The following is a 24,705-nucleotide window of genomic DNA, read 5'->3' on the forward strand; positions in this document are numbered from 1 at the left end:
TCGATTAACCCCCCCTGAGGGGCGAATCATCTTGGTTTCTGGTTGACGAAGGGAATATGGGCGGTAGTGCCCCGACTTAATGCCAAGGACACCAAGATGCTCAATGCCCCATCTCAAACCAACACTGCCAGCCCCGCCGAGCCACGACAAAAAATCATGGTGGTGGAAGATGAAGTCATCATTCGCGAGTTTGTCTGCGAAATTCTTGCTTATGAAGGCTTTGACACGGTTGAATTCGGCACCGCCGACGACGCCTGGAAAGCCTTCGGAGACGGGCTGCATGTAAACCTGCTGATTACTGACATCCGCATGCCCGGCGAGATCGACGGCGCTCAGCTGACGCGGCGCGTGCACAGCGAGTGGCCCGAGTTGCCGATCATTGTGATGTCCGGTCATGAAACCCCTGAAACCGCAGATATCGGCGAAGATATCGCCTTCCTTCCCAAGCCTTGGACTATCGGCAAGCTGACCGAGGAGGTGATGCGAGCCATTGTTGCCGAAGAGGCCAAGCTCGCCCGTTGAGCAGCATCGCTGCGTTGGCGGGTTTCTGCCGGTAATTGGCAATTGCCGCGGGCGGGTACCGACTAGTGTGAAGGCGACTACTTACCCCGGAGCGTCTTCATGCATATCGGTTACCTCGTTTTCCCCGGCGTACAGCCACTTGACCTTGTCGGCCCATTCGACGTATTCGCGCACTTTCCGGATGTGCACCAACACCTGATCTGGAAAGATACCGCCCCCGTGAGCGCAAGCGGTGGCCTGACATTGCAAGCCAGTACCACTTTCGCGGACTGCCCCCCGTTGGACCTGCTCTGCGTACCCGGTGGGGGTGGGGTGGAAGCACTGCTCGAGGATGCCGCAGTGCTGGCGTTCCTACGAGCACGCGCGCCCAGTGCCCGCTTTGTCACGTCGGTGTGCACCGGCGCCCTTGTACTGGGGGCGGCGGGCTTGCTGGCAGGCAAACGTGCCACCACCCATTGGGCCTATCACGAGCTGCTGGAGCCCCTGGGCGCGTTACCCGTGCATGAGCGGGTGGTCACGGATGGCAACTTGATTACTGGCGGCGGTGTAACGGCCGGGATTGATTTCGCGCTGGCGGTGGCCGCCGAATGGTTCGGTCACGAGCAGGCCCAGCGGGCACAGCTGGCGCTGGAATACGCCCCCGCGCCGCCATTTGCCTCAGGGGACCCCACTCAGGCTCCCCCGCAGGTGCTCCAGGCCCAGCGCGAAGCCGTGGCGCCCTCCGTGGCGCGGCGGGCCCAGGTAGTCGCACGGGCCGCGGCCCGGCTTTGATGCTGTACCGCTCAAGCTGATTCGAACCGATACGCCGCTCCGGGATGCTCCCCGGGCAGGCGGTTGCCGGCACCAAACAGCTTGTGGCGCAGGCTCCCTTCACTGTAAGCGGTCTTGTAGCGCCCGCGGGCTTGTAGCTCCGGGACTACCCAGCGGATGAAATCCTCATAGCTTTCAGGGGTCACCGTGCGGGTAAGGTTGAAGCCATCCAGCCCAGTGGTGTCGATCCAGTCCAGCAGCTGTTCGGCAACGGCCGATGGGCTACCTACCAACGCTGGATAACGGCCGCCCAGCGCGTTCTGTTCGAGGATGCGCCGTACGCTCCACTCACCGTTGCGGGTGAGCGCCTTGGCAGCCGATTCAATGGCATTGGTCTGCTGTGGCAGGATCGGCTCGTCCAGCCCGTAGCGGGACAGGTCGATGCCCGTAGAGGCGGCGTAATGTGCCAGGCCCGCCTCGGGGCTGGCGTACCGCAGGTACTCGGCGTGTTTCTCCCGAGCCTCCTGCTCGGTAGCGCCCACCACCACGGTAACCCCCATAAATACTTTGAGGGCCTGCGGGTCGCGCCCGGCAGCCTGGGCTGCGGCGCGCAGGCTGTCCACTTGCCTGCGGACGCTTTCCCGGTCCTGCCCCATGATAAATATGCACTCGGCATGCTGCCCGGCGAAGCGTGAGCCGCGTGGCGAAGCACCGGCCTGGAACAATACGGGCGTACGCTGCGGCGAGGGCTCGCTGAGGTGGTAACCCTCCACCTGATAGAATTCGCCCTGATGGTGTACCGGGCGCACGCGCTCGGGCCGGGCATAGATCCGGCGCTCCCGGTCCGCGATCACCGCATCGTCCGCCCAGCTGCCTTCCCACAGCTTGTACAGCACCTCCAGGTATTCATCGGCCTGATCGTAGCGCCGGTCGTGGACGGCTTGCTCGCTGCGGCCCATGGCGCGGGCGGCGCTGTCGAGGTAACCGGTCACGATGTTCCAGCCCACGCGGCCGCGGCTCAAATGGTCAAGCGTGGACATGCGGCGAGCGAACAGATAGGGCGCCTCGTAGCTGAGGTTGGCGGTGATCCCGAAGCCCAGGTGGCGCGTACTGGCCGCCATGGCCGAAATGAGCAGCAGAGGGTCGTTGACCGGCAGCTGGATGCTCTCGCGCAGGGTGAGGTCCACATTGCCCTGATAAACGTCATACACGCCCACGATGTCCGCCAGGAACAACCCGTCGAACAGCCCGCGCTCCAGCAGCTGAGCGAGCTCGGTCCAATACTCCACGCTGTGGTATTCGCTGGAGCGGTCCCGGGGGTGAGCCCAGAGGCCGTGATTGATATGGCCCACGCAGTTCATGTTGAACGCGTTGAGCAGAACCTGTTTGCGTGCCATGGGCCGCTCCTGTCAGAGGTAACCCTTGCGCGGCGGCAATTGGTCGTTAAGGTGGTAGTTGCCGATGGCGTGGTATTTCCAGCGCACCGGGTCGTGCAGGGTATGGACCCGCGCGTTGCGCCAGAAACGGTCCAGGCCGTCTTCGGCCAAGGCTGCGCGCGCGCCGCCCAGCTCAATCAGCTTGTTGCCCGCTAATAGCGAGACGTCGGTGCCCAACGCCCTGGCTGTGGCCACACTCAGGGAAGCCGCGGCCACGCTCTGGGCGTCCGGTGCCGCGCGGGCAATGTCCAGTTGGGCACCGGCCCTGGCCAGTACGGCTTCGGCGGCATGCAAGGCAATGGCCACGCGGCCTATGTCGTAGATCGTCAGCGGGTCTTCATGGGCCGCGCTCACTCCGCTGTCTGGCCAAGGCCGGGCGCGTTCGCGGACAAAAGCCCGCGTGGCCTCGTAAGCGCCACGGGCAATGCCGATGTCGATCGCCGCGTGCAGGATCTGCGCGAACGGCCCCACACTGGTAGGCCGTTCGAACGATGCCTGGAACGGCACCACGTCTTCGGGCGATATGGGAACGTTATTCAGCAGTACGCTGCCACTGCCGGTGGTGCGTTGGCCGAAGCCGGACCAGTCGTCGATCACTTCCAGACCTTGTGCATGGCGGGGCACGAACGCCATGTACTGCACCCCATGTTCATCCACCACGGAGGTGGGAATGCGCTGGGCGAACAGGGCGCCGGTCGCGTAGAACTTCTGGCCTTGGATGGTCCAGCCATCCGGGCCCTTGCGAAGGGTAGTGGTACGTTGTTGCGAATCCTTGGTGGCGAACTCGGCGAGCGCATTGCCAAAGCGCCTGCCTTGCAATGCTTCGCTGAACAGCCGCTGTTGCTGGTCTTCGCTGCCGTTCACGCGCAGCACTTCAAGGGCGTAGAAATGGTTTTGGGGGATTTGCCCAAGGGAGCCGTCGGCCTGCGCGATACGGGCGATCACTTTGGCCAAGGTAGCGCTGGACACGTCCGCGCCACCGAAGCGCCGGGGCACGGTGATGCCCCACAGGCCCGAGACACAAAAGGCATCCAGCTCGGCATAAGGCAGTCGGCGCTCGCGGTCACGGCCGCTGGCGCCTTCGGCAAAGCGCAGGGCCAGAGCGTCGGCGACCGCGAGCGCTTCAGCGTCATCGCGGATGATGGCGGCATCAATGTGCGCCGGTACGGAAGCGAGGGTGAGCGTGTTCATGGGTCAGATCCAGGAGTGGCGAGCGGGATAAGTGCCATTGAGGTGAAAGCTGCCGACTGCGTGAACCTTCCAGCGCACTGGGTCGTGCAGCGTGTGCACGCGGGCATTGCGCCAGTGACGATCGAGGTTGTGCTCGCCCAGGGTGGCCCGGCTGCCGGCCAGCTCGAATAGCTTTTCGCTCGCCTTCAAAGCGATCTCGGTGGTAAGCACCTTGGCCTCGGCTACCGCGATAGAAGCACGGGCCGCGCTGTGCTCGTCCACAGGCAAGGCATTGACCTCGTCCAGGGTGGCCGCGGCGCGTTCGAGCAGGGCATCAGCGGCTTCAAGCTCTACTTGCAAGCGGCCTACCTCGGCGATCACATAGGGTTCCAGGCGGGCCGCTTCGACCTTCGCATCCGGCCACGGGCGCGCGCGTTCCCTTACGAAAGCGATAGCGTCGGCTACGGCGGCGTGGGCGATACCGGCATCAATCGCGGCCTGGATAAGCTGGGCATACGCGCCTTGGGTATTGGGGCGCTGGCCCAATGCGCCGTTGCGCACGATGTTCTGCGCCGGCACGGGCACGTTGTCCAACAGTACGGTGCCAGAGGCGGTGGTGCGCTGGCCGAAGCCCGACCAGTCGTCGATCACCCGGAGCCCCGGGGTTCCACGCGGCACGAAGGCCATTACCTGTTCGCCATCGTCGTCCAGGGCCTTCACGGTAATCCAGTGAGCGAACAAAGCACCCGTGGAATAGAACTTCTCGCCGCTGATGCGATAGCCGTTGCCCTCGCGGCGTGCCCGGGCGCGCAATTCCAGGGTGTGCCGGCTGTTGCGTTCCGGCCCTGCGTTGCCGATCCGATGGCCCCGCAGCACGCTGCCTAGCAGGCGCTGTTGCTGCTCAGGCGCGGCGGCCAGTTCGAGCACGCGCAGGATGCCAAAGTGGTTCTGCGGGATCTGCCCCAGCGCGGGATCAGCCGCGCAAATAAGCTTGAACACTTCGGCGATGGTCACGTGGCTCACGCCCGGCCCGCCGAAGGCCCTGGGTACACCAATGCTGCCCAGGCCACTGGTAGTGAAGCGTTCGAGCTCGGCCCAGGGCAGGCGCCGTTCGGCGTCTCGCTCGGCTGCGTGGGTGGCGGCGAAGGCGGCGAATTCCCGGGCAACCCGCAGGGCCTGGGCGTCGTCCTCGAGTACGCGGGCTGGCAGCAGCGGCGGGGCTGTATCGAGCCCGGGGATGGACAGTGATGCGGTTGGATGTGTCACACGAACCTCGCAGACGATAACGAGGCACGCCCCGGCATCGATCAAATGATAAACAATGATGTCCGGTGGTCCGGTGGCGCTACCCTAATGCGGAAGGCCGGGGGCGGTGAAATAGCATTTTGGTCTATGGATAAAACCCAGCGCCGCACTGCGTGGTCCCACAGTAAAACCAGGGGAAAGCCCACCGATGAAAATTGCTACGTTCAATATCAATGGCATCCGTGCGCGGCTGGATGCGCTGCTGGCCTGGCTTGAAAAAGAGGCCCCCGACATCGTTTGCCTGCAGGAACTCAAGGCCGCCGATACGGCGTTCCCTCGGGAGGCGATCGAAGACGCGGGCTATGGCGTGATCTGGCACGGGCAAGCCAGTTGGAACGGCGTGGCCATTCTCTCGCGCGGCAGCGATCCGCTGGAAATCCGTCGAGGGCTGCCTGGCTTCGAAGATGACACTCACAGCCGCTATCTGGAGGCGGCGGTGCAAGGCGTGGTTGTAGGGTGCCTCTACCTGCCCAACGGCAATCCGCAGCCCGGGCCGAAGTTCGACTACAAGCTGCGCTGGTTCGAACACTTCATTACCCATGCCCAGGGGTTGCTCGACAGCGGCCATCCGGTTGTGCTGGCAGGGGACTACAACGTGGTCCCTACGGATTTCGATATCTACAATCCCAAATCCTGGCGCAAGGACGCGTTGCTCCAGCCTGAAAGCCGGGAGTGCTTCCAGCGGTTGCTCGACCAGGGATGGACCGACGCTTTGCGTGCGCACTTTCCGCAGGAGCAGGTGTTTACCTTTTGGGATTACTTCCGCCAGCACTGGCAGCACAACTCGGGGCTGCGTATCGACCACCTCTTGTTGAGCAAGGACTTGGCCCCTCGCCTGGAAGACGCCGGGGTGGATCGATGGGTACGCGATCAGCCTCACGCCAGCGACCATGCGCCTACCTGGGTGCGCTTGCGCCAAGGCTGACGCCTTTGGTCCCGGCAGCGGCACCGCCGGCTTGCGCAGCGGTCCATCGACTATCACCCACGTAACGGAGCGCTCCGATGGACACCAATCCCCACTACAAGGGCGGGTTGCAAGGCGCCGACCTGTCCGCCCCCACTGGCGATGAGCTGATGGCCAACGACCCTGCCCAGGCCACGCTGTATCGCCACAGGGTGAGTTACCTTTATAACGAACAGCCGCGCAATCTGGAGCTGGAATACGAGCAGGCGCATATCCCGCCCGAGGTTGTGGCGCTCCGGCTGCTGGAAATTCACTACGGCGATGCTGAAAACAGCCTGCTGATGCCTGCGGCTGACGACTCCCCCCAGGAGGTGATGGACCAGGCCCAACTGATGGGCATCACCATGATCGAAATTCAAAGCCACGGCAGGGTGATCAACGATGTCAGCGAATGAGAACGATCCCAATCCCACCCCGGAATGGCCACTCAATGCGCCGAGTGATCCGGTGGAGCTCAACGACACCGGCTTCGACCCGGCCCGCGACCCACTGGACGATGCTGCGGCGGATGATAGCGGCCTGGACCCGGATTTAAGCGAACCGGACGCGTAGGAATCTCCCAACCTGAAGGAAGCGGCGGGGCCGGAGCGGGAAAGGTTATCCCAGCACGGCCACACCTTTGATCTGAGCCCACACCAAAGTGCCTGGTACCAACCCGAGGTGGTCGACGGAATAGCGGGTAAGCCGGGCGAGCAGGGGGGTGCCTTGGCAATCCAGCCTAACCAGCACATCCCCTGAAGCGGTGGCGTCGGCTTGTGGGCCGATCACCGCCGGCAGCCGGTTCAATATGCTGCTGTTGCTGTCTGCATCCAGGCTCAGGCTTACATCCTTGGCCAGTACCCTTACGCGCAACCGGCTACCGGTCGGGCGTTCGCCATGAGGCACGCGCAAGGTGCTTCCTCCAGCGCCCAGGCTCAGGTGCAACAGCCGCCATTGCGGGTCGTAGCCGCTGACTACGCCTTCGATGATTACGCCGGCATCCAGCCCCTTTGCCAACGGCAGGTCGAGCCGAGTAAGCAGTGTGTTCAGTGGCCCGCTCGCCAGTACCCTGCCGCGCTCCAGTACGACCAGATGGTCTGCCAGCCGCGCGATTTCCTCCATCGAATGACTCACGTACACCACAGGGATCGCCAGTTGCTCGCGTAGCCGTTCCAGGTACGGCAATATTTCGCCCTTGCGGTCATTGTCCAGCGAGGCCAGTGGCTCATCCATCAGCAACAGCCGGGGTGCGCGCAGCAGTGCTCGGGCGATGCCCACCCGCTGCCGTTCACCACCAGACAACCCGCCCGGGCGCCGTTCCAGCAGGTGTTCGATGCCCAGGTTGCGGAGCAGGCTGTCGCGGTCGAGCGTGCGTTGCGCGGCAGGCAGGCGGCGCCAGCCATAGGCCAGGTTGTCGGCCACGCTCAGGTGCGGAAATAACCCCGGCTGCTGGAACACATAGCCAATGGCGCGGCGGTGGGCAGGTACCAAGCGGCGGGAGGTGGTGTCTTCCCACACCTCGTCACCTACCTGTATGAACCCTTCGTCCGCACGCTCTAGCCCGGCCAGGCAACGCAGCAATGTGGTTTTGCCCGACCCGGAGGGCCCGCTCAGGGCATTTACGCCTTCGCCGGGCAAGCTGAGGTCCACATCGAGAGAAAAGTCCTGTCGCGCCAGGCGAAGGCGCAGCTCGAGCGCACTCATTCGTCCTCCCCCTGTACAGATGAACGCTTGCGGTACAGCAGCACCAGCACCACCAGGGAAAATGCCACCAGCAGTGCGGCCAGCCCGTGGGCCTGGCCGTATTCCATGGCTTCCACGTGATCGAAAAGCTGCACCGAGACCACACGCGTCTTGTCCGGGATGTTGCCGCCGATCATCAGCACCACACCGAACTCACCTACCGTGTGAGCGAAGCCCAGCACAGTGGCAGTGAGTATCCCGGGCCGGGCGAGCGGAAGCGCCACCGTGATGAACCTGTCCAGCGGCGAGGCGCCCAGCGTGGCCGCAACTTCCATCGGCCGAGTGCCCATGGCTTCGAAGGCGTTTTGCAGCGGCTGCACCACAAAGGGCAGCGAGTAGATCATCGAGCCCACAACCAACCCCGCAAAGCTGAATACCAGGGTGCCCAGCCCGAGGTTGGAGGTCAGTTGGCCCAGCCAGCCCTGCGGCCCCATCAGCACCAGCAAGTAGAAACCGATGACCGTGGGCGGCAACACCAAGGGCAGTGCAACGATAGCGCTGAACACGGGCCGCAACCGCGACCGGGTATGAGCGAGCCACCAGCTGACAGGTAACCCTATCAACAACAACATCACGGTGGTGATGCTGGCCAGCTTCAGCGTAAGCCAGATGGCGCCCAAGTCGCTGGGCGACAGGTCAATTAGGGGAGGCATCGAGGGCGTAGCCGTAAGACGTGATGAGCTGTGCGGCTTTTGGCCCCCGCAGGTAATCGACGAATGCTTTGGCCGTGGCGTTGTGCTCGCCTTTCGCGAGCACCACCGCGTCCTGACGAATGGGTTCGTACAGGCTTTGCGGCACCACCCACGCAGAACCGCCGGTGATCTTGCCATCCTTGTACACCTGGCTCAGCGCCACGAAGCCCAGTTCGGCGTTACCGGTTTGCACGAACTGGAAGGCTTGGGTGATGTTCTGGCCCTCCACGATCTTGGCCTGCGTGGCCTCGGTCAGCTTGAGCTTCGCCAATACCTGGGTGGCGGCCAACCCGTATGGCGCGGCCTTGGGGTTGGCGATGGACAAGTGCTGGAACGCGTTGGCCTTGAGTACCTCGCCATTGGCGTCCACATAGCCGGCCTTGGGCGACCACAGCGCAAGCGTGCCGATTGCGTACGTGAAGCGCGAGCCTTTGGCCGTAGCGCCTTCGCTTTCGAGCCGAGCGGGGGTGGTGTCATCGGCCGACAGAAACACCTCGTAGGGCGCGCCGTTCTTGATCTGTGCGTACAGCTGGCCAGTGGCGCCCGGGGAAGCGACCACATGATGGCCGGTGTCCTTCTCGAAAGCGGCGGCGATTGCGTTCAACGGGGCGGTGAAGTTGGCAGCGACAGCAACCTGAACGTCATCGGCAAGCGCGTGAAGGCTGAACAGGCTGGCGAGTGTAAAAAGCGAGTAGGGCACGGCGCGGATAACAGACATGGAGCATCCTGATAAGTGGCGTTATGCAACGAACTATATAGCGCTAGCCCCAGGGAAGCCAATCACCGGGGCTGAAGCCATGCAAGCGGCAGTGGTACCCTCTGGGGCGACCTTTTTCAGCGAGAGCCCTGCAATGACGAAGTGGTTAGCCGCCCTGTTGTTTCCCCTGATCGCAAGCCTGGCCCACGCCCAGCCGGTGCTGCAGCACGACCTGCCGTTGAGCTACCTCGCTCAGGCGGGTGCCAACCCGCAAGCGCACCCTCTGATCATCTTCCTCCATGGCTACGGTGCAAACGAAGAGGACCTGTTCGAAATTCACGAGCGCCTGTTCCCGGACTTCACCTACCTGTCGGTGCGCGCGCCAATGCCGTTGGGCGAGGGGCGCTATCAGTGGTTCAGCAAAACCCCCGATAACGGGCCGTACGAAGGCGTTCCCGCAGAAGTGCAGCGCAGCCTGGAAACGTTGCGCGCTTTTGTCACCGAGGCCGGGCGCAAGTACAAGGTGGCGCCCAGGCGCATCTACCTGGTGGGATTCAGCCAGGGCGCAATGATGAGTTATGAACTTGCGCTGCAGTACCCCGATTCGGTCGGGGGTATCGCGGCGCTGAGCGGCAAGCTCACATCAGGCATGCGCCAGCGCCTGGCTCCGCTGCCGGGGCTGGCCCAGCTGCCGGTGTTCATCGGGCACGGTACCGCAGACCCGATCCTCCCCTATGCCGAGGCGACGCAGGCCAACGAAGCGTTGCTAAAAGTGGGGATAAAGGCGGATTTTCATGCCTACCCAGGCATGACCCACGGCGTGAGCAAGACCGAAGTGGATGACCTGGCCAAGTGGTTGTTCCAGGTCACGGGGATAGCGGCCTCGCACTGACGGCCGCCGGGAGAAAGGCCCCGCCGCGCTGGGCGGCGAGGCGTGGCCTCAGGCCGTGGTGGTGTGGTGCTCGGTGTCGGTGGTGGTACCAAGGATCACCACTTCAGTGGCCGTGGCGCTCGTGCCCGCAGCAGTTGTATCCACGGTAGTGGTGCTGGCAGGGGTGGTGCTGGCGAACACGAAGTTGGCTGCGGTCAGGTCCGTGCTGTGGTTGCCCGACAGCGCCACTTCGAAGCGGTTGCCGTTGGCATCGGCGTCCAGGTCCTTGATGTAGGTGCGGTCGGTGGTGGCGTTGTACACGATCGATAGCGTATCGCTGTGACCATCGCCCAGGCCTGTGAAGCCCAGCGCGGACACGTCGATCTTGTCCTCACTGGCATTGAAGTCCAGGATCTGGTCGTCGAAGCTGCTGCTGGCTGTACGGTAGCTGTCAGTAAGGTTCTCGAAGCGGAAGGTGTCGGCGCCATCGCCACCGGTGAGCTTGTCCAGGCCCGCGCCGCCGATAAGAATGTCATTGCCTGCGGTGCCGGTGAGCACATCGTTGCCGGCGGTGCCTTGCAGCGTGGTGCCAACCACCGGGGTAGCGAACACAAAATTATCCGCCGTCAGGTCGGTCAGGTGGTTGCCTTCGATGGCAACCTCGAAGCGGTTGCCGTTGGCATCCACGTCGCGGCTTTTAATGTAGGTGACGGTGCCAGCGCTGTTCAGCACGACCTGAATGGTGTCGTCATAGCCGCTGCCCAGGCCGGTGATGCCCAGGGCTGACAAGTCGATCTTGTCAGTGGTCACGTCGAAGTCGACGATCTCGTCGCCTTGGTCGGTACCGCCAGTGTTGTAGTTGCGGAAGCTGTCGCTTACCGACGTATACACGAAGGTGTCCGAGCCCGCGCCGCCGCTAAGCGTATCCGCCCCCGCACCGCCGTAGATAATGTCATTGCCGGCACCGGCATTGATGGTGTCTGCGCCGCCCAACCCATAGAGGGTTTCACTCAGCCCGGTACCCGTGAGCGTTTCGGCGCTGTCGGTGCCCTGGACCACGTACTTGAACACGAAGTTATCCGCAGTAAGGCTTGCCGTCAGGTTCCCAGCCAGGGTCAGCTCGAAACGGTTGCCGTTGGCGTCGGCGTCCAGGCTCTTGATGTAGGTGCGGTCGGTGCTGCTGTTATAGACGATGCTCAAGGTGCCGTTGGTGCCGTCGCCCAACCCGGTGAACCCCAGTGCAGCAACGTCCAGCTTGTCCTGGCTGGCATCGAAGTCTGTGATCAGGTCCGTGTAGGACGTGGTGCTGCTGCGATAGCTGTCGGTCAGCGCATCGAAGCGGAAGGTGTCCGCGCCGTCACCACCGGTCAGCGTGTCCTTGCCTGCACCGCCCACGATCACGTCACTGCCGCCCGCGCCGTTCAGGGTGTCGTTGCCCTCGCCGCCGAGGATGAGGTCGGCCACGACGGTACCGGTGAGGGTATCCTTGCCAGCGGTGCCGTCGATTTCATGCAAAGGCACTTGCGAGCTCACATAGCTGCCGTCGCCGTACAGCAAGGTGGTGGCCTTGGTGGTGCCAGTAATGGTGTTGCCGATCACCGCGTTGCCGTCGGTGCCGTCTTCGTTACGCTCGGCCACCCCATAGGTGGAATTGCTGCCGCCCGTGATGGTGTTGCTCTCGATCACGTTGCCGCTGCCCGCGTAAAATTCGCCCGACACCCCGTTGGTGTCATCGTAGGACTGGATGATGATCTCCGGCACCGGATTGTTCTGGCCGTTGGCGGTCAGGGTGTTGTCCACCACGGTCACATCAGAAGAACCATAGATGCGGATACCAGCGCTGCCGTTGTTGTAGATGTCCACGCCGCTGATGGTCACGTCGTCGGACATCTTCACCAGGATGCCCTCGGCGGCGTTGTCGTACACCGCGCCCCCGGTAATGGTGATGTCGGTAGGCGAGGGGATATCTTCACTGCCACGCTGCACCACGATACCGCCGCCCCCGTTATCGTAGGCCACGTTGTCCACCAGGCTGAAGCTGTTGGTGCTGGTAACGATGTTGAAACCATGGCGGTCGTTGTCGTAGGCCACGTTATTGATGAAGGTGCTGTCGATCAGGTAATCGGCTACGAAGCCGTCCAGGCCGTTGCCATGGGAGATGCAGTTTTCGATGACCATGTTCACGGTCTGCTCGTGCGGGTCGAAGCCGTACCCGGAGCAATTCATGATTTCCACGCCATCGAGGGTGACGTTCGAATCTTGGCCTTCCTGGCCTGGGATGTAACCGTTGAACCAGCCGTCCACCTTGCCGGTGGTGTTGTCACGGTTGCCGTCGATGGTCAGGTTGCTGAGGCCGAAGTTGGTGGTTTCTTCGCCGTAGGCCGAGCGCACGATGCCCGTGATTTCCTGATCGGAGCCGTCGGCCAGCTTGAGGGTGGTTTCGCCCGCGCCGTCGCCCGACATATACACGTTGCTCTTCAACATGAGGCAGCCGTCCGACGCTTCCTCACCCCCGGACACGATATACGTGCCGGTGGGGATGTACACCTGGCCACCACCGGCCGCAGAGGCGGCATCGATGGCGGCCTGAATCGCCGCGGTGTCGTCGGTTACGCCGTCACCTACGGCGCCATAGTCTTTAACGTTGAAGATCATCGCTTGCTCCTTATCCATTGCTCGACGGCGGGCGCCGATCAGGGCTCGCTGTCAATCCTGTAGTGTCAATAGTTTGTCGTTTGGAATACTGCAAGGTGCTTGGCGCGCCCACACCCTGTGACCAAGCGCAACGGCGATAGTTTGGCGCTGCGGCCAGCGTAGGTGAAAAATGTTCGTGCCGTCACATTAAATTTTCCCTGTAACGCCCGCGATACAAGGGCTGTAGCCCCTAAGCGCAACGGAAGATTTCATCTTTGAAATGAGCTGAAAAGGCCCACGGGTATAGGGCAATCTGCTACTGTCTCTGTCAATCAACTGGCTCTTTTTCCGAATTTCTGCCGGACGCAGAGGTAACACGTTGATACAAAAGAAGTATTCGACAGCGTTTAGCATGGACACCAAGCGATGCGGATGACACGGCGCACTATCCTTGCGGGGGCTGCCCTGGGCGGTTTGATGGTTCCGGTGGGTTATGAAGGGGCCCGCCGATGGAAAAAGTGGTGGGCGGAAGGAGGCACGCCCAGCGAAGCCCGGGTGGAGTTGGCAGACTTGCCCACACAACGGCTGGCTGACTTGCTGCGCGGGGTGTGGCAGGTGGACGCGCCGGGCGTTCCGGCCTTGCACGGCACTACCTTGCTGCTTGATGCCGGAGAGCGCGGCCGCGGCTTGCGGGGTTACGTAGATACCTACGAGCGCCTGGCGAGCAATGAGTACCCACGCTTCAAGGTGATCGGCGACCTGGTGGGGGCCAACGCGTCGCAGGTACGCTGGCGGCTTATGGAACATGATCCGGCGCCGGGCGCCCCGGGCTACTGCCTGAAGGTGAAGCTCACCGACTTGTGGGGCGGGGTAGGCGTTGCGGATAACGACCTGCTCAGCGGCAACGTGACTGAGCTCCACCCCGACGGCGGCAAAACGTCCACCGCGTTCAATGCCCGCAAGTTGGCGTTCCCCGAGGCGCGCGAGCGCATTCCCCTGGCGCCGGCATTTGCCCAGTGGCTGGTCACGCCACAACACCGCCTGGCGCACCAACTTTGGCACACCGTGCGAGACAAGTGGCACCTGATCGGGGAAGACCGTCGGCAGGCCTTGCGCGGCCTGGGCTGGCAGCCAGGCCCGCGCAATGAAGAACGTGATTCGCGCGGCCGGTACAAGGACCGTAATGGCTCGGGCATCGACTTCCTTTATATGCACCGCTACATGCTGGGCGAAGCGGCCAAGCTGGGCGCGCCCACGCCTTGGCGGTATTTCCCCTTGCCACGCCCGGCAGTGGAAACCGATCGGGTAGCGTTCATTCGGTATTTCGAGAACGAAGATGGCCGCGCCATTCCGCCCACCTGGCTTGCGCCCGGCGACGAAAGCTATAGCCAAGGCATGGCGGCGATCAAAAGCCGGGACACGTACGATGGCAACTTCCAGGTATGGGAGTCCCGTTATCGCGACCCGGACTACCTGGCCAAAATGACCCTGGGGCAGTTCGGTTCCGAACTGGAGCTAAGCCTGCACGACTGGCTGCATATGTGCTGGGCGAGCGTGGCCCGGGCGCCCACAGACGGCCGGCCGATGCCAATGGCGCGCCAGCCCACGGACTTTGCCGAGCCCTGGTTCGACGCCAGCAACGACTTCCTCGGCGATCCGTTCTCCTCCCATGTGCATCCGCTGTTCTGGGGCTTCCACGGCTGGATCGACGCGCGCATAGACGACTGGTTCGCGGCGCACCGGCTGTTCCATCCCGGCGAGGTGAGTGTCGCTGAGATTAGGGGCGTACAGTGGTTTGCCCAGGGTAAATGGGTGGAGCAGGACAATCCCTGGATGGGCCCGGTGAGCCATGCTTGCGCCGATGGCCCGGGTATCTGGATGGGCACCGCGCTGGAGAGTGATCTGGAGATGATGAAGATCGCCTTGCGCTTGGCAGTGGAGCCGCGGGCGACCTTGGGCAATGCGATCGACCAGGCTCAGGAGCGGCCCTGGTATGCGCGGAATCTGCCGGGCACTCCGTTGCAAAGGACCTGACGTGAGCCTGCGCCTGTCGGCGGTATAGCGAATGTCTTACAGCGCGGCGCAGCGTTTCGCTCTCGCCACCGGGCGCCGTGCAACGTATTCTTAATCCATCAACTGAAGCGCAGGATTGGCCTTCAGCGATAAAGGAAGATCGGCCATGGCCCAGGACGGCTACCGGCAGGATGCTGGAATGGCAATGAAAAAAGACCCGCTTCGGCGGGTTTTTGTTTTTCCGCGCCTGACTACCTCCGACCAAGGGTGCTTGAGGTTGTACATCCAACCAGATACTGTACAAAAAACCAGTAAGCGGGCGCGTTATGGAGTTGATCGACAAGCTGAGCATCCTGGCCGACGCCGCCAAGTACGACGCGTCGTGTGCCAGCAGTGGCGCTCCCAAGCGGAGCTCCGAAGGCAAGAGCGGCCTGGGCTCCACCAATGGCATGGGCATCTGCCATAGCTATACACCGGACGGCCGCTGTGTATCTCTGCTCAAGGTGTTACTTACCAACTTCTGCCTGTACGACTGCCAGTACTGTGTAAACCGGCGCTCCAGCAATGTGCCGCGGGCGCGGTTCAACCCGGAGGAAGTGGTACGGCTTACGCTGGACTTCTACCGGCGTAACTACGTAAGCGGCCTGTTTCTCAGCTCAGGCATCATCCGCTCGGCCGATTACACCATGGAACAATTGGTGACCGTGGCCCGTACGCTGCGCGAGGTTCACGAGTTTCGTGGCTATATCCACCTCAAGACCATCCCGGATGCTGACCCCAGGTTGATCGAACAGGCTGGGCAGTACGCGGACCGCCTCAGCGTGAACGTAGAGCTGCCTACCGGCGAAAGCCTGCGCAAGCTTGCGCCCGAGAAACAACTGATCACTATTCACCAGGCCATGGACACGATCCACCAGGGCCAGCAGGCAGTGGCGGGAGAAGCCCGCGCGCCGAAATTCACCCCGGCGGGGCAAAGCACGCAGATGATCATCGGTGCCGACGCCACCGATGACAGCACTATCCTGCGCAGTGCCGAATCCCTCTACGGTAATTTCAAACTCAAGCGCGTGTATTACTCGGCGTTCAGCCCCATTCCGGACAGCCCGGGCAGTGTGCCGCTGGCCCCGCCGCCCTTGCTGCGCGAGCACCGCTTGTACCAGGCCGACTTCCTGCTGCGAGGTTATGGGTACGAGGCGAACGAGCTGCTGAGCGGGCCGGGCAACCTGGCGCTGGATATCGACCCCAAGTTGGCCTGGGCACTGGAGCATCGCGACATGTTCCCGCTGGACCTCAACCGCGCCGAGCCGGCGATGATCGCCCGGGTGCCGGGCATCGGTATTCGCACCACCAAACGGATTGTCGAGCTTCGCCGCCAACGGCGTATCCGCTATGCCGACCTTGCACGCCTGCGCTGTGTGCTGGCCAAGGCCAAGCCGTTCGTGGTCACGGCCGATTATCACCCTCCGCAGGCAGACACCAGCAGCCAAGCCTTGCGCCTGGCCATGGTCGAGCGGCCGCAGCCTCAACAGCTGGGGTTGTGGGGATGATTTGCCTGGAGTGCAACGGTCAATTCAGCGAATGGCGCCAGCAGGCGCGGTGGTTGCTCAGCCATCAAGTGGACCCTAGCCAAGTGAGCTGGAATGGCGAGCGCGAAGCCGACCTGTTCAGCGCGCCCCATGGCTTGCCAACGGAACCGGGGCCTTGCCAGTCGCGTATTCCGCAGGCGCTTCCGCCCTTGCTCGAAAGCGCCTCGCAATACCTGGGCGAGCAGCGCTGGAGCCTGCTTTATGAAGTGCTGTGGCGGGTGAGCCACGGGGACCGCACGGCGATGCTGGCAGGAGATGCGGTGGGTAGTGAATTGCACCGTCGCATCAAGCAGGTAAGCCGGGAGGCCCATCATCTGCACGCCTTCCTGCGTTTCGTGGAGCGAACAGAAGCTGACGACGGGCCGGCTTATGTGGCCTGGCACGAGCCGGCTCATGACATCCTCGCGCGCGCCGCCGAGCATTTCGTGGGGCGCATGGGGCGGCAGCGTTGGCTGATCGCCACCCCGCGTGACGGGATCTACTACGACGGTGAAGCCCTGCATTACGAGCGCGTGTGCCCACCGGCCTGGGCAGCGCTGGCGCGGGGGCAGGGCGATGCCACCCATGCGTTGTGGCGGGCCTATTACGCACACACGTTCAACCCTGCCCGGCTGAACCCCGGGATCATGCAGGGGCACATGCCTACGCGGTTCTGGAAGCTGCTGCCCGAGGGCGACCTGATCCCAAAGCTGGTAACCCAGGCGCGGCATGGCAAACAACGGGACGGGCAAGCGCAGGCGGTATCGGAACGGGCGGGCAAGGCTATTTCCCGGCCGGGTGAGCGGTTGGGAACGGCTTCGCGCACGCCTGCGACCAGCGGCAAGTAAAACTTCGAAGTTTTTTGTCACATTGCCTTAACAAGCGAGCCGGGGCGCCGATACAGAGGCTACCAAGCCCTCTACAGATAGCGCCCGGTCATGACCCGAAATCTCAAGTTCAGCCACAAGATCCTCCTGGCCGCCTCCCTCGTGGTGGTGCTCGCGTTTACCTTGTTTTCGCTCTACAACGACTATTTGCAGCGGCACGCGATCACCTCGCAGCTCAACAGCTACCTGGCCGAAACCGGCGAAAGCGCGTCGGCCAACGTGCGCAACTGGTTGTCCGGGCGCATCCTGCTGGTAGAAGGCATGGCTGAAGGCCTGGCCGCGACGGCGGATGACGATGCCGCCAGCCAATGGATGAAGCAGAAGACGCTGCTGGCGACTTTCATGAACGTGTACATCGGCCGCGCCAATGGCGTGTTCGTGATGCAGCCGCCGGATGAAATGCCCGCTGGCTACGACGCGCGCACCCGGCCCTGGTACAAGGGTGCCGTGGACGCTGGCAAGACCACGCTCACCGAGCCCTATACCGACGCGGTCACCAAATCGCTGATCATCACCATTGCCACACCGGTGAAAGGGCCGAACGGCCAAGTGCTCGGCGTGGCAGGCGGCGATCTCACCCTCGATACGCTGGTCAAGACCATCAACGCGCTGGACTTCCATGGTAATGGATACGCGTTCCTGGTAGACGCAACCGGGCAGATTCTCGTGCACCCCGACCAGGCACTGGTAAACAAAAACCTGAAGGACGCCTATCCCCAGGCGACGCCACAACTGAGTGCAGACATCAGCGAAGCCGATCGCGCTGGCCACACCGAGGTGCTGACCTTTGCTCACGTCGATGGGCTGCCCTCGGTGAACTGGTACATCGGCCTGGCCGTGGACAAAGAAAAAGCCTACGAAAGCCTCAGCGACTTCCGCACCTCTGCGGTGGTCGCGACCTCGGTCGCGGTAGTGGTGATCATCATTCTGCTGGGCATGCTGATTGCCGTGCTGATGCGCCCCCTGAACGTGATGGGCCGCGCGATGCAGGACATTGCCGCCGGTGAAGGCGACCTTACGCGTCGGCTGGAGATTCAGAATCAGGACGAATTCGGCCACCTGGGCACCGCCTTCAATCGCTTTGTGCAGCGGATTCACGACTCTATGCGGGAAGTGTCGTCCTCGACCGTGCAGCTCAATGAAGTTGCGCTGCGAGTGGTAAGCGCGTCGAACTCGTCGATGATGAATTCGGATCAACAAAGCAACCGCACCAACAGCGTAGCGGCCGCTATCAACCAACTGGGCGCTGCCGCCCAGGAAATCGCCCAGAACGCAGCGCTGGCAAGCGAGCATTCGAGCGATGCCAGCAACCTGGCGGCCAACGGCCAGGCGGTAGTGCAGCAAAGCATCGACGCGATGAATCGCCTGGGCGGCAAGATCAGCGGGGCGTGCGAAAAGATCGAGCAACTAAACCTGAAGACAGCGAACATCGGCCAGATCCTTGAAGTGATCACCGGTATCTCCCAGCAAACCAACCTGCTGGCGCTCAATGCCGCCATCGAAGCGGCCCGGGCGGGCGAGGCAGGGCGTGGCTTTGCGGTGGTGGCGGATGAAGTGCGTAACCTCGCTCACCGTACCCAGGAATCGGCCCAGCAGGTTCAGGGCATGATCGAGGAGCTGCAAGTGGGTGCCCGTGAGGCGGTGGCCATCATGAACGAGAGCCAGCGTGAAAGTGATCAAAGCGTGACCATTGCCAACCAGGCGGGCGAGCGGCTCACCAGCGTGACTCAGCGCATCGGTGAAATCGACGGCATGAACCAATCGGTCGCCACGGCCACCGAGGAGCAAACCGCAGTGGTGGAGGCCATCAATGTGGACATTAACGAAATCAACACCCTGAACCAGGAAGGGGTGGAAAACCTTCAGGCAACGTTGCGGGCTTGTACCGATCTGGAACAGCAGGCAGGCCGTTTGAAGCAGTTGGTAGGTAGCTTCCGGATCTGACGCCGGCGGGGTGCCGACACACATTGACACAACCTCCCGGAGCGAAGATTATGACGGCCATCATATCAAGCGGATTTCCTGGAGGCGTCAATGGTGTCCGGCACGCTGGCGGCGGCCCTCGGGCGGCGTAACCTCCATTACGGTTGGGTGGTGGTAGCCGCCACCTTCCTGGTGATGCTGGTGGCCGCCGCCGCCATGGGTGCGCCTGGGGTACTCATTGTGCCCCTGCAGCAGGAGTTCGGCTGGTCCACCTCTGAGATTTCCGTCGCGCTGGCCTTGCGCCTGGTGCTGTTTGGCCTGCTCGGGCCCTTCGCAGCGGCGCTGATCAACCATTTTGGTCTTCGGCCTGTGGTCGTCACTGCGCTGGGCTTGATCGCCGCGGGCTTTCTGGGCTCGCGGATGATGACCGAGCTGTGGCAGCTGTTGCTGTTCTGGGGCGTGGTCGTGGGGGTGGGGACCGGCATGGTCGCCATGGTCCTGGCCGCAACCGTGGCCACTCGCTGGTTCAATCACCGGCGCGGCTTGGTACTGGGCTTGCTGTCGGCCAGCTCCGCGACCGGGCAGCTGGTATTTCTGCCGCTGATGGCGCAACTCACCGAGCGCTACGGTTGGCGCGCTGCCCTATTGTTCGTCTGCCTGATGCTGATGGCGACCTCGTTGGTGGCACTGCTGTTGATGCGCGATCGGCCGGCCGACCTTGGCTTGCCCGCTTACGGCGATGACACTGTTGCCCCGGCGGTACCGTCCGCCAGCTTCCTGACCCACCTGCGTTCTCCTCTGGTGGCCCTGCGCGACGCCAGCGGCGACGCCACCTTCTGGGTGCTGGCGCTCAGCTTCTTCATTTGTGGCGCGAGTACCAACGGGCTGATTCAAACCCACTTCATCAGCCTGTGTGGTGACTTCGGCTTGCCTGCAGTCGGCGCGGCCAGCGTGTTGGCGCTGATGGGCATTTTCGACTTCATCGGTACCGTGGGCTCTGGCTGGCTGTCGGACCGCTACGACAACCGCTGGCTACTGTTCTGGTACTACGGCCTGCGAGGGCTGTCGCTGCTGTTCCTGCCGTCTACCGACTTTACGTTCTATGGGCTGTCGCTGTTCGCGGTGTTCTATGGCCTGGACTGGATTGCCACGGTGCCGCCCACCGTCAAGCTGATCGCCGAGCGTTTCGGCCGGGAGCGGGCCGGGCTGGTGTTTGGCTGGGTGTTCGCAGCGCACCAGCTGGGCGCGGCCAGTGCCGCCTATGGGGCGGGGCTGTCGCGTACCCTGCTGGCAAGCTACCTGCCAGCGTTTTACGTGGCTGGGGCCCTGTGCCTGGTCGCCGCGCTGTCGATGCTCATACTACGCCGCTATACCGCTCGGGCAGCCGCGCTCAGTTGAATCAAGGGCGCGCCAGGCCGTCGCAGGCGGTGTGCCCGGCCAGCTGCTGGCAGCGCATGGGTTTGGCCTTGGGCGGTGGCTTTTTCTCCGGCGCCGGTGCGCCACCCGGAAGGTAGTGCACGGTGTAGCGAACCTTGGTCCGGTAGCTGGCTTTCAGAATGTCCGTGGCGCGCTTGTTGATCACGTCGGGTTTGGCATCCTCGGGGTTCACGCTTACCCACTGAGCCTGCTCGACCTTGCGCGCCCATTGCGTGTCGCCGCGAGTGACCGGGCAGGGCACGAAGCTGAAGCTCACGCGGCCGTTTGCACCCGTGCATTTATAGGCATCAGCCAAGGCGTAAGGTGTGGAGCAGGCGAGGGCAGCGCAGAGCAGCAATCCGAAGCGCATCAGGTCGTCCATAATGGCGATGAGACATCGGCGCATTCTAAAGCCATCGGGTACCCCCCACAACGCATGCCGACGGAACGCCAACACCCAGCCGTCAGTCCCACCTGCATGACTGCCACGACCCATCCACCGCTGTACATCGGCTGCGCCGGCTGGAGCTTGCCGCGCGAGCAATGGCCGCGCTTCAGTACCGAAGGCAGCCATCTCGAGCGCTACGCCAGCCGGTTTGGCGGCGTGGAAATAAACAGCTCGTTCTACCGGCCGCATCGGCCAGCGACCTATGCACGCTGGGGCACTTCGGTACCCGAGAGGTTCCGCTTCTCGGTAAAGGTTCCTCGGCAGATTACCCATGAGCAGCGGCTCGAAGGCTGCGAGCCATTGCTGGCGGCCTTTCTGGACCAGTGCAACACCTTGGGTGATCGCCTGGGTTGCCTGCTGGTGCAACTGCCGCCTTCGCTGGCCTATGACCCCAGCACGGCGGGGCCTTTTTTCGAAGCGCTACGCCGGCTTTACAGCGGTGCGGTAGTGCTGGAGCCCCGACACCCCACCTGGCTCGCAGCCGATGCACTGCTGCAAGCCTGGCAGGTAGGTTGGGTAGAAGCCGACCCGGCACCGCTTGGCGAACCCGCGCCGCTCGGCTGGCAAGGCATCGCTTACCTACGCTTGCACGGCAGCCCGAAAATCTATTATTCGGCCTATCCCGAGACCGTACTGGCCGCGCTGGCTGAGCGACTACGCAATCGTGCCGTGCCTACGTGGTGCATCTTCGATAACACCGCCGCCGGCGCTGCGGTGCCCGATGCCTTGGGGGTGGTGGAGCGGTTGGGGCTGGGCTCGCCGCCTCACGCCAGGTAATGGATCAAGCGGGCCTCACCACCCGAGCCGGCCGTGCCCTCCAGCTAAACACCGCCAGCCCGGCCAGCAGCAGGCTGGTCAGCCAGAACACCGAACGCATGCCGTAATGCCCGCCCATGAAGCCACCGGCCAAAGGGCCGAGCACCTGGCCTACGTACTGGCAGGACGTTGAATAGCCCAGCACGCGCCCCGCTACACGGTCCGGCACGGCATGGCGGATTACGCTGGCAATACAGGGCAACAGCCCGCCCAAGGCCAGCCCCATGGCCAAGCGCAGTACTACCAGTTGCCAACCTTCGGTAACCAATGCCTGGGGTATCAGCAGCAGCGCGGCCGTGGCCAGGCAACCGCTGAGCACGGGCCAATGGCCAATGCGATCAGCCAGCTTGCCAAGGCGGGAGGCCGAAACAATGCTGCCCAGCGCCGTGGCGGCCATGGCCAGGCCGGCCATCCAGGTGACCTCGTTCACCTGCAGTTGCTGGAAGTACACCGTGATGATCGGCTCGATGGACATGGTTGCGAACATCAATGCCGCCGCGGTGATCAGCATGCTGATCGACTGGGGATTGAGCGCAGCCTCGCCGCCGTTGGCTGAATTTGAGGTATGGGCTTTCGGTACAGGGGTTTCCTTGAGCAGAAACGTAGTGGCAAGGAACGCGACGAAAATGGCGCCGCCACACAAGAAGAACGTATTACGGATACCCACAAGCGGCGGCAACGCTCCTCCCAGCAACGGCCCGGCGAGGTTACCTGCCATGATTCCTGAGGCAAGCACGCCCAGTGCCCAGCCCGAGCGGGCTTTGGGGGCTTGGGTGGCCACCAGGATGGTCGAGCCCGAGGCATAGCCGCCGAGCAACCCCGCCAGCAAGCGCAAAGCAACCAGCTGCCAGGCACTTTGCGCCAGCCCGATCAGCGCCATGGCAACGGCCATGCCCAGGCTGGCACGTATCAGCATCAGCTTTCGGCCATAGCGGTCGCCCAGGCGGCCCCACAACGGCGCAGTGAGCGCTGCAGAAAAAAACGTGGCGCCGTAGGCTGCGCCCGACCATTGCACGATCGCGGCCGTATCGGTAACGCCCAGGTGTTCAACGTACAACGGCAGGAAGGGCAGCAGGATGGTCATGGCCACGATGGTGGTGAACGAGCCAAATACGCATACCCACAGGTTGCGCTGCCAATGTGGTTCAGGTGCCATGCCGGTGTGCCTCTATCGCAGGGGAATACCCCTACGGTAGCGCCCACTTAGGCATAAATAAAATTCATGTTTAGAATTTACTGGATTCCTTGAAGGAATCCTTAGGCAATTCAGCGTGCGTCGAATGCCGGGCCTCTGCGCAAACGGATCGGCCCTTTCACGGGGGCGGCGGGGCCCACAACCTGCTGCCCTTGGGTAATCACTACAACGCCTCTTTCCGCCAGTGCCCTTGCTACGTCACGCACGGGCTCCATCAACGCCCTCCACCCATCGGTATCGCTCGCCAACGTTCGAGCGACATCCGACGGGCAGATGGAAGCGTCCGGGCTTCGCGCGGCGAGCAGCTCAAGCATGCGCGCCTCGATCAGCCCGGCCTGATTCATTGCGCGCTGAAGCGGAACAGCGTGGTCTGGGTGTAGGTTTTCTTTGGATCGAGCCGCGTGCTGGGGAAGTTCGGTTGATTCGGCGCGTCCGGGTAGTGCTGGGTTTCCAGCGTGAAAGCACCCCAGTGCGGGTAGGTCTTTCCACCTTTGCCGGTGAAGCCCTTCAGGAAGTTACCGGTATACAGCTGCACCCCCGGCTCGGTGGTGTACAGCTGCAGCCGCCGCCCCGAACCTGGGTCGAACACATCGGCCGCCAGCTTGCTCAGGTCGCCTGCGCTGTCCAGCACCCAGTTGAAGTCGAAGCCGCCTTGCTTGGGTTCGGCGAACTTCAGCTGCTCGTGGTCGTCGCGGATGTGCTTGCCGAACGCCACGGGCTTGGTGAAGTCCATGGGGGTACCGGTCACGGGGGCCAGTTCGCCGGTGGGGATCAGTGTGCTGTCGATAGGGGTGTACTTGCTGGCATACAGGGTGGCGACCTGGTTGAGGATGTCACCTTCGCCGGCACCGGCCAGGTTGAAGTAGCTGTGGTTGGTGAGGTTAAGCACAGTGCTGTGGTCAGTGGTGGCTTTGTAGCGGATACGCAGCACGTTATCTTCGTTGAGGCTGTATTCCACCTCCACGTTGAGGTTGCCCGGGAAGCCCATTTCACCGTCGGCGGAATGGTAGCTCAGCGTTACGCCCACCCAGCCTTTTTCGTCGGTTTCGCGGGCCTTCCACACATGCTTGTCAAAGCCCTTGGGGCCACCATGCAGGGCATTGGGGCCGTCGTTGAGTGGCACCTGGTATTGCTTGCCATCCAGGGTGAACTGCCCTTTGGCCAAGCGGTTGCCGAAGCGGCCGATGGTTGCGCCGAAGTACACATCCCCATGGGCCTGATAGCCCTGAACGTCATCGAAACCCAGCACCACATCGGCAAGCTGGCCTGCGCGGTCGGGCACCAGCAACGATTGCAAGGTCGCCCCGTAGGTCAGAATGCTCGCCTGCATGCCGTGGCCATTGCGCAGTACATAGCGCTCTACGGCCGTTCCGTCTTCAAGGGTAGCGAAGCTGGCGTGTTCGCGGGTAAGGCCTGCCGCCTGAGCCGAACTGGCTGCCAGGCCGAGCGCGAAGGCGAGGCCAGCGGCCTGACCGCTGCGCGCGAGAAAGGGTTTCATGAGCTATCTCCATACGGTTGTTGTTATAAATGGATGCATCGCCGAGCGCGACCCCTTGAATATAGTCATACCAATTTCAACATCAAGTCGCGTGTTGCGATGATTCAAGGGGCTTGAAGTCCAAATAGTAATATTATTTAATGCTGAACACCTGCCAACCTCGATTGGCCGGCGAACACAC

At 62.9% G+C, this 24,705-nt stretch carries 22 protein-coding genes and 2 pseudogenes; 13 read left to right on the plus strand and 11 right to left on the minus strand.

All coding sequences use genetic code 11. The features are described from left to right. The first annotated feature begins 96 nt into the window (after positions 1-96). Both G7016_RS06485 and G7016_RS06490 read left to right on the plus strand, forming a co-directional pair. Positions 97-522 (plus strand): response regulator, encoded by a 426-nt coding sequence (locus G7016_RS06485; RefSeq protein ID WP_181112021.1) that lies wholly within the window; start codon positions 97-99, stop codon positions 520-522. 99 nt (positions 523-621) lie between these two features. Then, on the plus strand, positions 622-1,293 hold the full coding sequence (locus G7016_RS06490) for a DJ-1/PfpI family protein (RefSeq protein ID WP_181112022.1): 672 nt from the start codon (positions 622-624) through the stop codon (positions 1,291-1,293). An 11-nt stretch (positions 1,294-1,304) separates the two neighbouring features. Here G7016_RS06490 and G7016_RS06495 read toward each other — a convergent pair whose 3' ends face one another. Genes G7016_RS06495 through G7016_RS06505 form a run of 3 tightly spaced genes read right to left on the minus strand, consistent with a single transcriptional unit; the run spans position 1,305 to position 5,144 of the window. Continuing rightward, on the minus strand, positions 1,305-2,669 hold the full coding sequence (locus tag G7016_RS06495) for an LLM class flavin-dependent oxidoreductase (RefSeq protein ID WP_181112023.1): 1,365 nt from the start codon (positions 2,667-2,669) through the stop codon (positions 1,305-1,307). A 12-nt stretch (positions 2,670-2,681) separates the two neighbouring features. Continuing rightward, complete coding sequence (locus G7016_RS06500) at positions 2,682-3,899, minus strand: SfnB family sulfur acquisition oxidoreductase (RefSeq protein ID WP_181112024.1); 1,218 nt, start codon at positions 3,897-3,899, stop codon at positions 2,682-2,684. 3 nt (positions 3,900-3,902) lie between these two features. Further along, entirely contained in the window at positions 3,903-5,144 is a 1,242-nt protein-coding gene (locus G7016_RS06505; protein ID WP_181112025.1) for an SfnB family sulfur acquisition oxidoreductase, read from the minus strand. 187 nt (positions 5,145-5,331) lie between these two features. Here G7016_RS06505 and xth point away from each other — a divergent pair, with 187 nt between their 5' ends. The 3 genes from xth to G7016_RS06520 all read left to right on the plus strand — a co-directional run bounded on the left by xth (position 5,332) and on the right by G7016_RS06520 (position 6,699). After that, positions 5,332-6,108, plus strand: coding sequence for an exodeoxyribonuclease III (gene xth, locus G7016_RS06510; RefSeq protein WP_181112026.1), 777 nt, complete (start codon positions 5,332-5,334; stop codon positions 6,106-6,108). 77 nt (positions 6,109-6,185) lie between these two features. Then, on the plus strand, positions 6,186-6,542 hold the full coding sequence (locus G7016_RS06515; protein WP_258195088.1) for a hypothetical protein: 357 nt from the start codon (positions 6,186-6,188) through the stop codon (positions 6,540-6,542). Continuing rightward, a complete protein-coding gene (locus tag G7016_RS06520) occupies positions 6,529-6,699 on the plus strand; it encodes a hypothetical protein (protein WP_181112027.1) in 171 nt (56 codons plus the stop codon). Before G7016_RS06515 ends, G7016_RS06520 begins: the two co-directional genes overlap by 14 nt. Positions 6,700-6,744: 45 nt before the next feature. Here the strand turns inward: G7016_RS06520 and modC are convergent, their stop codons facing one another. Genes modC through modA form a run of 3 tightly spaced genes read right to left on the minus strand, consistent with a single transcriptional unit; the run spans position 6,745 to position 9,279 of the window. After that, complete coding sequence (gene modC, locus G7016_RS06525) at positions 6,745-7,830, minus strand: molybdenum ABC transporter ATP-binding protein (RefSeq protein WP_181112028.1); 1,086 nt, start codon at positions 7,828-7,830, stop codon at positions 6,745-6,747. Beyond that, the gene (gene modB, locus G7016_RS06530) at positions 7,827-8,510 is read right to left on the minus strand and encodes a molybdate ABC transporter permease subunit (protein WP_375139682.1); all 684 of its coding nucleotides are present in this window, start codon (positions 8,508-8,510) and stop codon (positions 7,827-7,829) included. The genes modC and modB overlap by 4 nt, the downstream gene beginning before the upstream one ends. Further along, on the minus strand, positions 8,506-9,279 hold the full coding sequence (modA, locus tag G7016_RS06535) for a molybdate ABC transporter substrate-binding protein (protein WP_181112030.1): 774 nt from the start codon (positions 9,277-9,279) through the stop codon (positions 8,506-8,508). The genes modB and modA overlap by 5 nt, the downstream gene beginning before the upstream one ends. A 133-nt stretch (positions 9,280-9,412) precedes the next feature. On the opposite strand from modA, the gene G7016_RS06540 reads away from it, so the two are divergent. After that, positions 9,413-10,150, plus strand: a complete 738-nt coding sequence (locus G7016_RS06540) for an alpha/beta hydrolase (RefSeq protein WP_181112031.1) — start codon at positions 9,413-9,415, stop codon at positions 10,148-10,150. Between the two features lie 174 nt (positions 10,151-10,324). Here G7016_RS06540 and G7016_RS06545 read toward each other — a convergent pair. After that, positions 10,325-12,784: pseudogene (locus tag G7016_RS06545) on the minus strand (glycosyl hydrolase family 28-related protein); the annotation flags it as partial. A gap of 405 nt (positions 12,785-13,189) precedes the next feature. Between G7016_RS06545 and pvdP the strand changes: the two are divergent. The 6 genes and pseudogenes from pvdP to G7016_RS06570 all read left to right on the plus strand — a co-directional run bounded on the left by pvdP (position 13,190) and on the right by G7016_RS06570 (position 20,549). Continuing rightward, positions 13,190-14,797: a pyoverdine maturation tyrosinase PvdP gene (pvdP, locus tag G7016_RS06550; RefSeq protein WP_181112033.1), complete on the plus strand. Its 1,608-nt coding sequence runs from the start codon at positions 13,190-13,192 to the stop codon at positions 14,795-14,797. Between the two features lie 305 nt (positions 14,798-15,102). Then, positions 15,103-16,323, plus strand: a complete 1,221-nt coding sequence (locus G7016_RS06555; protein WP_181112034.1) for a putative DNA modification/repair radical SAM protein — start codon at positions 15,103-15,105, stop codon at positions 16,321-16,323. Beyond that, complete coding sequence (locus G7016_RS06560; protein WP_181112035.1) at positions 16,320-17,189, plus strand: TIGR03915 family putative DNA repair protein; 870 nt, start codon at positions 16,320-16,322, stop codon at positions 17,187-17,189. The genes G7016_RS06555 and G7016_RS06560 overlap by 4 nt, the downstream gene beginning before the upstream one ends. 90 nt (positions 17,190-17,279) lie before the next feature. Further along, positions 17,280-18,317, plus strand: a pseudogene (locus G7016_RS25495) (HAMP domain-containing protein); the annotation flags it as partial. A 93-nt stretch (positions 18,318-18,410) separates the two neighbouring features. Beyond that, on the plus strand, positions 18,411-19,172 hold the full coding sequence (locus G7016_RS25500) for a methyl-accepting chemotaxis protein (RefSeq protein ID WP_375139683.1): 762 nt from the start codon (positions 18,411-18,413) through the stop codon (positions 19,170-19,172). 90 nt (positions 19,173-19,262) lie between these two features. Continuing rightward, complete coding sequence (locus tag G7016_RS06570; RefSeq protein ID WP_181112037.1) at positions 19,263-20,549, plus strand: MFS transporter; 1,287 nt, start codon at positions 19,263-19,265, stop codon at positions 20,547-20,549. A gap of 1 nt (position 20,550) precedes the next feature. Here the strand turns inward: G7016_RS06570 and G7016_RS06575 are convergent, their stop codons facing one another. Then, positions 20,551-20,973: a DUF4124 domain-containing protein gene (locus tag G7016_RS06575; RefSeq protein ID WP_181112038.1), complete on the minus strand. Its 423-nt coding sequence runs from the start codon at positions 20,971-20,973 to the stop codon at positions 20,551-20,553. Between the two features lie 72 nt (positions 20,974-21,045). On the opposite strand from G7016_RS06575, the gene G7016_RS06580 reads away from it, so the two are divergent. Next, positions 21,046-21,792 carry a DUF72 domain-containing protein gene (locus tag G7016_RS06580; protein ID WP_181112039.1) on the plus strand — a complete coding sequence of 249 codons (747 nt, stop codon included), beginning with the start codon at positions 21,046-21,048 and terminating at the stop codon, positions 21,790-21,792. A 4-nt stretch (positions 21,793-21,796) separates the two neighbouring features. Here the strand turns inward: G7016_RS06580 and G7016_RS06585 are convergent, their stop codons facing one another. The 3 genes from G7016_RS06585 to G7016_RS06595 all read right to left on the minus strand — a co-directional run bounded on the left by G7016_RS06585 (position 21,797) and on the right by G7016_RS06595 (position 24,524). Further along, a complete protein-coding gene (locus G7016_RS06585) occupies positions 21,797-22,987 on the minus strand; it encodes an MFS transporter (RefSeq protein ID WP_181112040.1) in 1,191 nt (396 codons plus the stop codon). A 110-nt stretch (positions 22,988-23,097) separates the two neighbouring features. Then, on the minus strand, positions 23,098-23,370 hold the full coding sequence (locus G7016_RS06590; protein ID WP_181112041.1) for a DUF3253 domain-containing protein: 273 nt from the start codon (positions 23,368-23,370) through the stop codon (positions 23,098-23,100). Then, entirely contained in the window at positions 23,367-24,524 is a 1,158-nt protein-coding gene (locus tag G7016_RS06595; protein ID WP_181112042.1) for an aldose epimerase family protein, read from the minus strand. Before G7016_RS06595 ends, G7016_RS06590 begins: the two co-directional genes overlap by 4 nt. Positions 24,525-24,705 lie beyond the last annotated feature (181 nt).

This window comes from Pseudomonas japonica, assembly GCF_013522925.1.
GTDB lineage: Bacteria > Pseudomonadota > Gammaproteobacteria > Pseudomonadales > Pseudomonadaceae > Aquipseudomonas > Aquipseudomonas japonica_A.

Coding starts and splice junctions, on each gene's coding strand:
- G7016_RS06580 (WP_181112039.1), top strand. CDS start 21,046: ATGACTGCCACGACCCATCCACCGCTGTACATCGGCTGCGCCGGCTGG.
- G7016_RS06495 (WP_181112023.1), bottom strand. CDS start 2,669: ATGGCACGCAAACAGGTTCTGCTCAACGCGTTCAACATGAACTGCGTG.
- G7016_RS06590 (WP_181112041.1), bottom strand. CDS start 23,370: ATGAATCAGGCCGGGCTGATCGAGGCGCGCATGCTTGAGCTGCTCGCC.
- G7016_RS25500 (WP_375139683.1), top strand. CDS start 18,411: ATGAATTCGGATCAACAAAGCAACCGCACCAACAGCGTAGCGGCCGCT.
- G7016_RS06575 (WP_181112038.1), bottom strand. CDS start 20,973: ATGCGCCGATGTCTCATCGCCATTATGGACGACCTGATGCGCTTCGGA.
- G7016_RS06520 (WP_181112027.1), top strand. CDS start 6,529: ATGTCAGCGAATGAGAACGATCCCAATCCCACCCCGGAATGGCCACTC.
- xth (WP_181112026.1), top strand. CDS start 5,332: ATGAAAATTGCTACGTTCAATATCAATGGCATCCGTGCGCGGCTGGAT.
- G7016_RS06595 (WP_181112042.1), bottom strand. CDS start 24,524: ATGAAACCCTTTCTCGCGCGCAGCGGTCAGGCCGCTGGCCTCGCCTTC.
- G7016_RS06500 (WP_181112024.1), bottom strand. CDS start 3,899: ATGAACACGCTCACCCTCGCTTCCGTACCGGCGCACATTGATGCCGCC.
- G7016_RS06555 (WP_181112034.1), top strand. CDS start 15,103: ATGGAGTTGATCGACAAGCTGAGCATCCTGGCCGACGCCGCCAAGTAC.
- modA (WP_181112030.1), bottom strand. CDS start 9,279: ATGTCTGTTATCCGCGCCGTGCCCTACTCGCTTTTTACACTCGCCAGC.
- G7016_RS06515 (WP_258195088.1), top strand. CDS start 6,186: ATGGACACCAATCCCCACTACAAGGGCGGGTTGCAAGGCGCCGACCTG.
- pvdP (WP_181112033.1), top strand. CDS start 13,190: ATGCGGATGACACGGCGCACTATCCTTGCGGGGGCTGCCCTGGGCGGT.
- G7016_RS06485 (WP_181112021.1), top strand. CDS start 97: ATGCTCAATGCCCCATCTCAAACCAACACTGCCAGCCCCGCCGAGCCA.
- G7016_RS06540 (WP_181112031.1), top strand. CDS start 9,413: ATGACGAAGTGGTTAGCCGCCCTGTTGTTTCCCCTGATCGCAAGCCTG.
- G7016_RS06560 (WP_181112035.1), top strand. CDS start 16,320: ATGATTTGCCTGGAGTGCAACGGTCAATTCAGCGAATGGCGCCAGCAG.
- G7016_RS06585 (WP_181112040.1), bottom strand. CDS start 22,987: ATGGCACCTGAACCACATTGGCAGCGCAACCTGTGGGTATGCGTATTT.
- G7016_RS06490 (WP_181112022.1), top strand. CDS start 622: ATGCATATCGGTTACCTCGTTTTCCCCGGCGTACAGCCACTTGACCTT.
- modC (WP_181112028.1), bottom strand. CDS start 7,830: ATGAGTGCGCTCGAGCTGCGCCTTCGCCTGGCGCGACAGGACTTTTCT.
- G7016_RS06570 (WP_181112037.1), top strand. CDS start 19,263: ATGGTGTCCGGCACGCTGGCGGCGGCCCTCGGGCGGCGTAACCTCCAT.